Source organism: Yokenella regensburgei ATCC 49455 (assembly GCF_000735455.1).
GTDB lineage: Bacteria > Pseudomonadota > Gammaproteobacteria > Enterobacterales > Enterobacteriaceae > Yokenella > Yokenella regensburgei.
Map to the genome: position 1 here is coordinate 46170 of NZ_JMPS01000036.1, position 10012 is coordinate 56181.

Annotated in this window: 10 protein-coding genes and 1 tRNA gene; 5 read left to right on the forward strand and 6 right to left on the reverse strand. The window is 55.2% G+C overall.

The window, feature by feature from the left end; all coding sequences use genetic code 11:
- Window positions 1–10 precede the first annotated feature (10 nt).
- From proX to emrB, 5 genes are all read left to right on the forward strand, one after another.
- Window positions 11–1006 carry a glycine betaine/L-proline ABC transporter substrate-binding protein ProX gene (gene proX, locus GYRE_RS10805; protein WP_006817306.1) on the forward strand — a complete coding sequence of 332 codons (996 nt, stop codon included), beginning with the start codon at window positions 11–13 and terminating at the stop codon, window positions 1004–1006.
- 154 nt (window positions 1007–1160) lie between these two features.
- Window positions 1161–2345, forward strand: coding sequence for an MFS transporter (locus tag GYRE_RS10810; RefSeq protein ID WP_038255189.1), 1185 nt, complete (start codon window positions 1161–1163; stop codon window positions 2343–2345).
- Window positions 2346–2470: 125 nt separating this feature from the next.
- On the forward strand, window positions 2471–3001 hold the full coding sequence (gene mprA / locus GYRE_RS10815) for a transcriptional repressor MprA (RefSeq protein WP_006817304.1): 531 nt from the start codon (window positions 2471–2473) through the stop codon (window positions 2999–3001).
- Between the two features lie 126 nt (window positions 3002–3127).
- Complete coding sequence (gene emrA / locus GYRE_RS10820; protein WP_038255191.1) at window positions 3128–4300, forward strand: multidrug efflux MFS transporter periplasmic adaptor subunit EmrA; 1173 nt, start codon at window positions 3128–3130, stop codon at window positions 4298–4300.
- Window positions 4301–4315: 15 nt separating this feature from the next.
- Window positions 4316–5854 carry a multidrug efflux MFS transporter permease subunit EmrB gene (gene emrB, locus GYRE_RS10825; RefSeq protein ID WP_006817302.1) on the forward strand — a complete coding sequence of 513 codons (1539 nt, stop codon included), beginning with the start codon at window positions 4316–4318 and terminating at the stop codon, window positions 5852–5854.
- A 55-nt stretch (window positions 5855–5909) separates the two neighbouring features.
- Here the strand turns inward: emrB and luxS are convergent, their stop codons facing one another.
- From luxS to GYRE_RS10855, 6 genes are all read right to left on the reverse strand, one after another.
- Window positions 5910–6425: an S-ribosylhomocysteine lyase gene (luxS, locus tag GYRE_RS10830; protein ID WP_072009063.1), complete on the reverse strand. Its 516-nt coding sequence runs from the start codon at window positions 6423–6425 to the stop codon at window positions 5910–5912.
- A gap of 152 nt (window positions 6426–6577) precedes the next feature.
- Window positions 6578–8134: a glutamate--cysteine ligase gene (gshA, locus tag GYRE_RS10835; RefSeq protein ID WP_038255196.1), complete on the reverse strand. Its 1557-nt coding sequence runs from the start codon at window positions 8132–8134 to the stop codon at window positions 6578–6580.
- A 64-nt stretch (window positions 8135–8198) separates the two neighbouring features.
- Window positions 8199–8627 (reverse strand): YqaA family protein, encoded by a 429-nt coding sequence (locus GYRE_RS10840; protein WP_006817299.1) that lies wholly within the window; start codon window positions 8625–8627, stop codon window positions 8199–8201.
- Window positions 8624–9190 (reverse strand): fructose-1-phosphate/6-phosphogluconate phosphatase, encoded by a 567-nt coding sequence (gene yqaB, locus GYRE_RS10845; RefSeq protein ID WP_038255198.1) that lies wholly within the window; start codon window positions 9188–9190, stop codon window positions 8624–8626. The genes GYRE_RS10840 and yqaB overlap by 4 nt, the downstream gene beginning before the upstream one ends.
- Before the next feature lie 118 nt (window positions 9191–9308).
- On the reverse strand, window positions 9309–9623 hold the full coding sequence (locus tag GYRE_RS10850) for a BON domain-containing protein (protein ID WP_006817297.1): 315 nt from the start codon (window positions 9621–9623) through the stop codon (window positions 9309–9311).
- A gap of 262 nt (window positions 9624–9885) precedes the next feature.
- Window positions 9886–9962: transfer RNA gene (locus GYRE_RS10855), tRNA-Arg, on the reverse strand.
- Window positions 9963–10012 lie beyond the last annotated feature (50 nt).

Here is a 10012-nt window from a genome sequence, read left to right on the forward strand (position 1 = left end):
AGGAAGAACGATGCGACATAAGATACTTATAGCCACCGCGTTCGCCACGCTTGTCTCTACGAGCGCCTGGGCCGCTGAACTGCCCGGCAAAGGCATTACCGTGCAGCCAATCCAGAGCACCATCACGGAAGAAACCTTCCAGACCCTGCTGGTTAGCCGTGCGCTGGAAAAACTGGGCTACACCGTGAATAAACCAAGCGAAGTCGACTACAACGTCGCCTACACCTCGCTTGCCGCGGGTGATGCCACCTTCACCGCCGTCAACTGGCAGCCGCTGCACGATGACATGTATGCCGCCGCGGGTGGCGACAAAAAATTCTACCGCGAGGGCGTGCTGGTCAACGGTGCCGCCCAGGGTTATCTGATTGACCGCAAAACGGCGGAGCAGTATCAGATTAAGAACATCGAACAGCTGAAGGATCCGAAGATCGCCAAACTGTTTGATACGAACGGCGACGGGAAAGCCGACATGACCGGCTGTAACCCGGGCTGGGGCTGCGAGGCGGTCATTAACCACCAGATTGCGGCTTACGGACTTAGCAAGACCGTGGAGCACAATCAGGGGAATTACGCCGCAATGATGGCCGATACCATCACTCGCTTTAAAGAAGGGAAACCGATTCTTTACTATACCTGGACACCGTACTGGGTGAGCGACGTGCTGAAGCCAGGTAAAGACGTGGTCTGGCTGCAGGTGCCGTTCACCGCAATGCCCGGCGAGCAGAAGAATGTCGATACCAAACTTGCCAACGGCGCCAACTACGGCTTCCCGGTGAGCACCATGCACATTGTCGCCAACAAAGTCTGGGCTGAGAAAAACCCGGCGGCGGCGAAGCTGTTCTCCCTGATGAAACTGCCTCTGGCGGATATCAACGCCCAGAACGCCATGATGCATGAAGGCAAAGCGTCAGAAGCGGATATTCAGGGCCACGTAGACGGCTGGATCAAAGCCCATCAGCAGCTGTTCGACGGCTGGATCAAAGAAGCGCTGGCCGCGCAGAAGTAATCTTTACCACGCCCCTGCCTGCAGGGGCTTTTTTTTTGCCCAACCCCGCATTCCCCCTGCAATGGCACTATCCGACACCTGACTTCCCGGCAAAATTTTTATCGTTCTATATTATCAAAGCATCCAAACGCTTATTCACAGATGACTGTTATTCATGACTAAAACCTCCCATGTGCTTAGTCCGGCGCTGATTGCGCTGATGTCGGTGGCGACCGGTCTGGCCGTTGCCAGCAACTACTACGCACAGCCCCTGCTCGACACCATCGCGCACGCATTTTCCCTCACCGCCGGACAGGCCGGGTTTATTGTTACGGCCGCTCAGTTGGGTTATGCCGCCGGTCTGCTTTTCCTGGTGCCGCTTGGCGACATGTTCGAACGGCGTGGGCTGATTGTCGTCATGACGCTACTGGCAGCCGGGGGCATGCTCATCACCGCCAGCAGTACCTCGCTGGGGTTGATGATCCTTGGCACTGCGCTTACCGGGCTGTTCTCCGTTGTCGCCCAGATCCTGGTCCCGCTGGCAGCCACGCTTGCGGAGCCGAGCAAACGCGGAAAAGTGGTTGGTACTATCATGAGCGGGCTGCTGCTCGGCATTCTGCTGGCACGGACCGTAGCAGGCCTGCTGGCAAGCCTGGGCGGCTGGCGCACGGTCTATTGGGTCGCTAGCGTACTGATGGCGCTCATGGCGCTAGCGCTGTGGCGTGGGCTGCCGAAAGTGAAGCACGAGAACCATCTCAACTATCCGCAGCTGCTGGGTTCCATCTTCCGGCTGTTCAGCGGGAATAAGCTGCTGCGCACGCGCGCCCTGCTGGGCTGTCTGACCTTCGCCAACTTCAGCATCCTGTGGACGTCGATGGCCTTCCTGCTGGCAAGCCCACCGTTTAACTACTCTGAAGGTATGATAGGCCTGTTCGGCCTTGCCGGAGCGGCAGGCGCACTGGGTGCACGCCCGGTGGGAGGACTTGCGGACAAAGGCAAATCGCACCTGACCACCAGTGCCAGCCTCGTGCTGCTATTGCTTTCCTGGGCAGCCATCTGGGCCGGGCACGGCTCGGTACTGGCCCTTATCGTTGGCATCCTGGTGCTTGATCTCACCGTTCAGGGCGTTCACATCACCAACCAGACCGTGATTTATCGTGTGCAACCCGACGCCCGTAACCGTCTGACCGCAGGCTACATGACCTGCTATTTTGTCGGTGGTGCAGCAGGATCGTTAATATCAGCTTCAGCATGGCAGCACTTCGGATGGGCGGGCGTGTGCCTCGCCGGAGCGGGTATCGCGGCCCTGAATTTACTGGTCTGGTGGCGTGGTTATCATCGCCAGGCGGCGGAAGTGTGATCGGTATGGCGTGAATGATTTTCCTCATTTCATAAATAATTAGAATGAATTAAGGTCAATAATTCATTTACTTTATTTGTCACCATCGTTACTATATCGGCTGCAATTAATGAGGTCATGCCCAAATGGATAGTTCGTTCACGCCCATTGAACAAATGCTCAAATTTCGTGCCAGCCGTCACGAAGATTTCCCGTATCAAGAGATCCTTCTGACCCGCCTGTGCATGCACATGCAGGGTAAACTGCTGGAAAACCGTAATAAGATGCTGAAGGCTCAGGGGATTAACGAGACGCTGTTTATGGCGTTAATCACCCTTGAATCTCAGGAAAATCATAGTATTCAGCCTTCAGAGCTGAGCTGTGCGCTGGGGTCTTCTCGGACCAACGCGACCCGTATCGCCGATGAACTGGAAAAGCGTGGCTGGATAGAACGCCGCGAAAGCGATAACGACAGACGTTGCCTGCACCTGCAGCTGACGGATAAAGGTCACCAGTTCCTGCGTGAGGTACTGCCTCCGCAGCATCATTGTCTACATCAACTTTGGTCCTCACTGAACGCAACAGAACGCGATCAGCTTGAGAACATCACCCGAAAACTTCTCACCCGTCTTGACCAGATGGATGAGGATGGCGCTGTTCTTGAGGCTCTTCGGTAAGCCCAGGCTCGCGCTAACTTCCAGATTGAAAAAAGAAAAACTGACAGGCCAGCAGCCAGCAACTGCTGGCCTTTCTGACGAATTGTCGGCCAGGCCGATGTGAAAAATAAGATCGTGGAGAAAATCATGAGCGCGAATGCGGAGATGCAAACCCCGCAGCAACCAGCCAGTAAGAAAGGTAAACGCAAGGGCGCCCTTCTTCTGCTGACTTTGCTCTTTGTCATTATTGCCGTGGCATACGGCATTTATTGGTTTTTGGTACTGCGTCATTATGAAGAAACCGATGACGCATACGTGGCAGGGAACCAGGTTCAAATCATGGCGCAGGTGTCCGGCAGCGTGACGAAAGTCTGGGCTGACAACACCGATTTTGTGCAGAAAGGCGATGTGCTGGTTACGCTTGATCCGACCGACGCACAGCAGGCTTTCGAAAAGGCCAAAACGCAGCTGGCTTCCAGCGTGCGTCAGACGCGCCAGCAGATGATTAACAGTAAGCAGTTGCAGGCGAACATCGAGGTGAAAAAAACCGCGCTGTCGCAGGCACAAACTGACCTGAATCGTCGTATCCCGCTAGGCAGCGCCAACCTGATTGGTCGCGAAGAACTGCAGCACGCTCGTGACGCCGTTGCCAGCGCGCAGGCAGAACTGGATGTGGCAATTCAACAGTACAACGCAAACCAGGCCGTGGTGCTGAACACCCGTCTGGAAGAGCAACCGGCGGTTCAACAGGCAGCGACAGAAGTCCGTAACGCCTGGCTGGCGCTGGAACGTACCAAAATTGTCAGCCCGATGACCGGCTACGTCTCACGTCGTTCCGTGCAGCCTGGCGCGCAGATTAGCCCGACTACGCCGTTAATGGCGGTGGTTCCGGCTAACAATCTGTGGGTCGATGCTAACTTTAAAGAGACCCAGCTGGCGCACATGCGTATTGGCCAGCCTGCCACCGTCATTAGCGACATCTACGGCGATGACGTGAAATACACCGGTAAAGTGGTCGGCCTCGACATGGGCACCGGTAGCGCCTTCTCGCTGCTACCAGCACAGAACGCCACCGGGAACTGGATCAAAGTGGTTCAGCGTCTGCCGGTACGTATTGAGCTGGATGCAAAGCAGCTTGCGGAACATCCGTTGCGTATCGGTCTGTCGACCCTGGTTGAGGTGAATACCACCGACCGTGAAGGGCAGATCCTCGCAAGCCAGGTACGCAGCTCTCCGGCTTACGAAAGTAACGCGCGCGAAATCAGCCTTGATCCGGTCAACCAGCAAATTAACGCCATTGTCCAGGCGAACGCTAACTAATCCGGGGTACGCGTAATGCAACAGCAAAAACCGCTGGAGGGCGCCCAGCTGGTCATTATGACCATCGCGCTCTCTCTGGCGACTTTCATGCAGGTGCTGGACTCCACCATCGCGAACGTGGCAATCCCCACGATCGCCGGGAACCTTGGCTCTTCGCTGAGCCAGGGGACCTGGGTCATTACCTCTTTCGGCGTGGCCAACGCTATCTCCATTCCGATTACCGGGTGGCTGGCAAAACGCGTGGGCGAAGTGAAGCTGTTCCTCTGGTCGACGGTTGCCTTCGTACTCGCCTCCTGGGCGTGCGGCGTGTCAAACAGCCTGACCATGCTCATCTTCTTCCGCGTCATTCAGGGGATTGTGGCCGGGCCGCTGATCCCTCTGTCGCAGAGTTTGCTGTTAAGTAACTACCCGCCGGCCAAACGCTCGATTGCGCTGGCGCTGTGGTCGATGACCGTTATCGTGGCGCCCATCTGTGGCCCGATCCTCGGGGGTTATATCAGTGATAACTATCACTGGGGCTGGATCTTCTTCATCAACGTGCCAATCGGTGCGGTGGTGGTACTGATGACCCTGCAATCCCTGCGCGGACGCGAGACCCGCACCGAGCAACGGCGTATCGACGGTATTGGTCTTGCGCTGCTGGTGCTTGGCATCGGTAGTCTGCAGATCATGCTCGACCGGGGTAAAGAGCTCGACTGGTTCAACTCGACGGAAGTGGTGGTACTGGCGATTGTCGCCGTGGTGGCGATAAGTTTCCTCGTGGTCTGGGAGCTGACGGACGACAACCCGATAGTCGATCTTTCGTTGTTTAAATCGCGAAACTTCACCATTGGCTGCCTCTGTATCAGCCTCGCCTACATGCTCTACTTCGGCGCTATCGTACTGCTGCCGCAGCTGCTGCAGGAGGTATATGGCTACACCGCCACCTGGGCGGGGCTGGCGTCTGCGCCGGTGGGGGTAATACCGGTGCTGCTGTCGCCAATTATTGGCCGTTTCGCGCATAAGCTCGACATGCGGCGTTTGGTGACGTTCAGCTTCATTATGTATGCGGTGTGCTTCTACTGGCGCGCTTATACCTTCGAACCGGGAATGGACTTTGGTGCCTCTGCGTGGCCGCAGTTTATTCAGGGCTTTGCCGTCGCCTGCTTCTTTATGCCGCTGACGACCATTACCCTGTCGGGCCTCCCACCGGAGCGACTGGCCGCAGCGTCGAGCTTGTCGAACTTTACCCGAACGCTTGCCGGTTCTATCGGTACCTCGATTACCACCACCATGTGGACGAACCGTGAAGCGTTGCATCATGCGCAGCTGACGGAATCCGTTTCACCGTTTAACCCGAACGCCCAGCAAATGTATGCCGATCTCCAGAATCTTGGATTGACGCAACAGCAGGCATCCGGCTGGATAGCACAGCAGATAACCAGCCAGGGGCTGATTATTTCCGCCAACGAAATCTTCTGGGTCTCGGCGGGGATATTTATCATCCTGCTGGGGCTGGTGTGGTTTGCTCGCCCACCGTTTAGTGCCGGTGGCGGCGGAGGCGGTGCGCACTAACAAAAAAGCCAGTTCATGATGAACTGGCTTTTTTTTATGGCCCGAAGCGCGAAAACTAGATGTGCAGTTCCTGCAGCTTCTCTTTCGGCAGCGCCAGCTCTTCGTTGCTGTTGACGCGAACATCACGCTCGATGATGTGGCGCGCAATCTCCTGCGCTTCCGCCAGGGAGTGCATAGTGTAAGTGCCGCACTGGTAAACGTTCAGCTCCGGGATCTGGTTCTGATCTTTCACTTTCAGCACATCGGCCATTGCCGCTTTCCAGGCATCCGCCACGCGCTGCTCGTCCGGAGTACCAATCAGGCTCATGTAGAAGCCGGTACGGCAGCCCATCGGCGAGATATCGATAATCTCAACACCGTTGCCGTTGAGGTGATCGCGCATAAAGCCCGCGAACAGGTGCTCCAGCGTGTGGATCCCTCTCTCTGGCAAAATTTCCTGGTTTGGTACACAGAAACGCAGATCGAATACGGTGATTTCATCCCCGTGCGGCGTTTTCATGTTCTTCGCAACGCGGACTGCAGGGGCTTCCATTCGGGTATGGTCGACAGTGAAACTATCTAGTAATGGCATTCGTCACCTCCGACAGTGATTTTTTTTAAAAATAAAATGAACTCTTTGAATCGCTGCGAGTCTGAGTATATGAAAGACGCGCATTTGTTATCATCATCCCTGTATTCAGAGATGAAAGTTTGGCCACAGTGATGTGGCCTTTTTCTTTTCTGTTACGCGTGCCGCGCGACCAGCGCTGAGAATGGCTCGCTGTCTGCCGCTTCAATTTCCTGCTGACGAACCACGGAAGCGTCACGCTCCGCGACAAAATCCGCCTCGCTCAGAATTTCATACGGCTCTTCCCGCAGCAAATTGCGGTAAGCATCGCCCAGCGCCTTGCCGGTGCCGCCAATGCCTTCATCAATCATAGAACGCAAAATACGTGCTGAGAACGTGAGTTCCGGATTATCGAAGCCAGCGACCAGTTCATCGCACACTTTTTGATATTCATTGCCGCCGTCGATGCCGTCCAGCGTTTGTGCAACACGCCGGAGATCGCTGAACAGGTCTTTGCCGACCTTCGCCAGCGGGAACTGTGCCGTTTCACAGCCGATACCCAGCGTCAGGCCCGGTTTGCGCCCTTCCAGAATCACCCGATTCCAGTTGGTGCGGGTACACAGCAGTTCGTCGCTGCTCATCTCTGGCGCATCCGCCAGCACGCACCAGACCATAAACAGATCGAGGAAGCGTACCTGCTGCTCATCAACGCCGATTGGCGAGAACGGGTTAATATCCAGCGAGCGGACTTCAATGTATTCAATGCCGCCACGCAGCAGCGCATCCGACGGCGTTTCACCGCTGCGGGTTACACGCTTAGGACGGATTGGCGCATACAGCTCGTTTTCAATCTGCAGAATATTACTGTTGATTTGCAGGTGTTTGCCGTCTTTCTGCAGACCAATCTTCGCGTATTCCTCAGAAGGCGTTTTAATCGCACGCTTCAATCCTGCCACATACTCATGCAGAGAGTTAAACGTAATTCCGAGATTGCTTTGCGATTTATTGGTATAGCCGAGATCGCTCAGGCGCAGCGAGGTGGCGTATGGCAGGTAGTACATGCCACCTGGCGTTTTCTCAAACGGCAGCGTGGTCGGTTTCCCCTGCAGGAACGATTCGCAGATTGCCGGTGATGCACCAAACAGATAGGGGATCACCCAGCCAAAACGATAGTAGTTACGGATAAGGCGGAAATAGCCGGCAGAAATCGCCTCTTTGCCGCTCTCAACGTCTTCCACGCCGCACTTCGCCTTCCAGAATGCCATCGGCAATGAGAAGTTGTAGTGCACACCGGAAATAGTCTGCATCAAAGCACCGTAGCGGTTCTTCAGCCCTTCACGGTACAGCGTTTTCAAGCGACCGACGTTAGAAGTGCCGTACTGTGCCAGCTCAATATCCTGACCCGGCGCAATGTAGCAGGGCATGCTGAGAGGCCACATGCGTTCTTCACCCATATGACGCGCCGTATAACGATGAACGTCACGCATGAAGGTCAACATGTGCTGGATATCGCCATCTACGGGGGTAATAAACTCCAGCAGTGCTTCGGCAAAGTCAGTGGTAATCCATTTATGCGCCAGCGCCGACCCTAAAGCTTCCGGGTGTCCGGTTGTTGCCAGCGTGCCGTCTGCGTTGACACGCAGCGTTTCGCGCTCAAGACCACGCTGGATCCCCTTCAGAGCCTGAGGATGGTTTTCCAGCCAGGCCAGCGCCTGTGATACGTCCGGGATCAAATTGACCTCCCGCCTGTCGAATTCATTTTATTAAGCATAATTGTCATAATTACTGACGATGCAATTAGTGCCACCACGTCATCCCCTGGAGCGTAGCCGCTGCTACCACAACGTAACGCAGCGCCTTTCCAAGGCATAAAAAAAAGAGTACCGGCCCCCAGGAGATGCGCATCCATCCCGCCAGCAGGCACAGCAAATCACCTATAACAGGCATCCAGCTCAACAGCAGCGTGGCCGCGCCATAGCGCTGTAACCATCCCACTGCTTTGTCCTGCCACCGCGAGGTTTTCCGTAACGGAAACAGGCGTCCAAGAATAACGTTAGTTGCCCCTCCAAGGCTATTACCCATTGTTGCTATTAACACCAGAAGCCAGGGCTTGCTGGCGCCGGAAAGCAACAGGGCAATGAGGACAACTTCAGAGTTGCCTGGCAGCAGCGTCGCGCTCAGGAAACTACTGGCGAAAAGCGAAAAAAGCGAGAGCCCGTCACTCACAGTAAGCGCACGTCCACCACGTCCATCCCCGCACTACGCGCTGCCTGCAGACCAAAATCAGCGTCTTCAAACACCACGCACTGATTCGCCGCGACGCCCATCAGTTCAGCACACAGCAGGAAGGTATCTGGCGCGGGTTTATGATGCTTAACGTGATCGGCAGCGACAACCGCAGTGAAGTACTCACGCAACCCCAGATGAGCCAACAGCGCTTCAGCGATAGCGCTCTCGCTGCCGGTGCCAACCGCCATTGGGCGACGGCCATGCCAGGCTTTCACAACATCAATCAACGGAAGCGGACGAACGGTATCCAGCAGCATCGCCTTCACCGCATCGGTTTTTTCGCGAGCCAGCTGGTGAGGGTCAAGCGTCGCCTGGTTGAGTTCGATTATGGACTGCGCAATTCTCCAGGTGGGTGAACCGTTCAGCGCGGTCATCGCCTGTTCATCAAAATACATTCCATAACGACCCAGTACGTCGTGCCACGCCTTGCAATGGGTGGGTTCGGTGTCGAGGATAGTGCCATCCATATCGAAAATCAGCCCAGCATAACGTTCGTACATCTTGCCCCCACAAACCGGATATCAGGACGTTACTTTATCGCAAAAGGCCTTTTTTGTCGCCGCTGATACCCTGACAAAAAAGGCACCCTAAGGTGCCTTCTTGCGAAAAATGAGAGGATTAACGGATCCGCAGGTCGTTTTCGACTACCCGCACACCCTGAACGCCACGTGCGGTTTCTACGGCACGTTTCGAATCAGCTTCCGAGTTCACAAAACCGCTCAACTGCACACGCCCTTTAAAGGTCTCAACGCCAATCTGCCCGGACTTGATGTCTTTGTTGCTAAACAGCGCGGATTTCACCTTAGTGGTGATAACGGTATCGTCGATGTAGCCACCGGTGCTTTCCTTCGTGGAAGAACCTGCGCATCCTGCCAGTGAAATTGCGACCAGAGACGCTGCGGCGAGTCCAGCTATCGCTTTGAACCATTTCATGGATTTCTCTCCTTGCTAACCTGCAAAACGTGTTGATTACATGTATAAATTAGCGGGAAAGACAGAAATTGCCAATAAGAGAAAGTGCGGTATTGATGTATTAACGAGGATATTTAGAAAGAGAAGAAGATGGTGCATCCGGGAGGATTACTCGGCTGCGCCTCGCCCTGCGGGCCGTTGCTTACGCAACGTTATCACCCCTGGTGCTGGCGATTATCTCGCAGACCATGAAGCAACAAATTAGCTGTTATCTCGGAGAAGATGGTGCATCCGGGAGGATTCGAACCTCCGACCGCTCGGTTCGTAGCCGAGTACTCTATCCAGCTGAGCTACGGATGCATCGGGAAATGCTTTGAGAACTATTAGATGGTGCATCCGGGAGGATTACT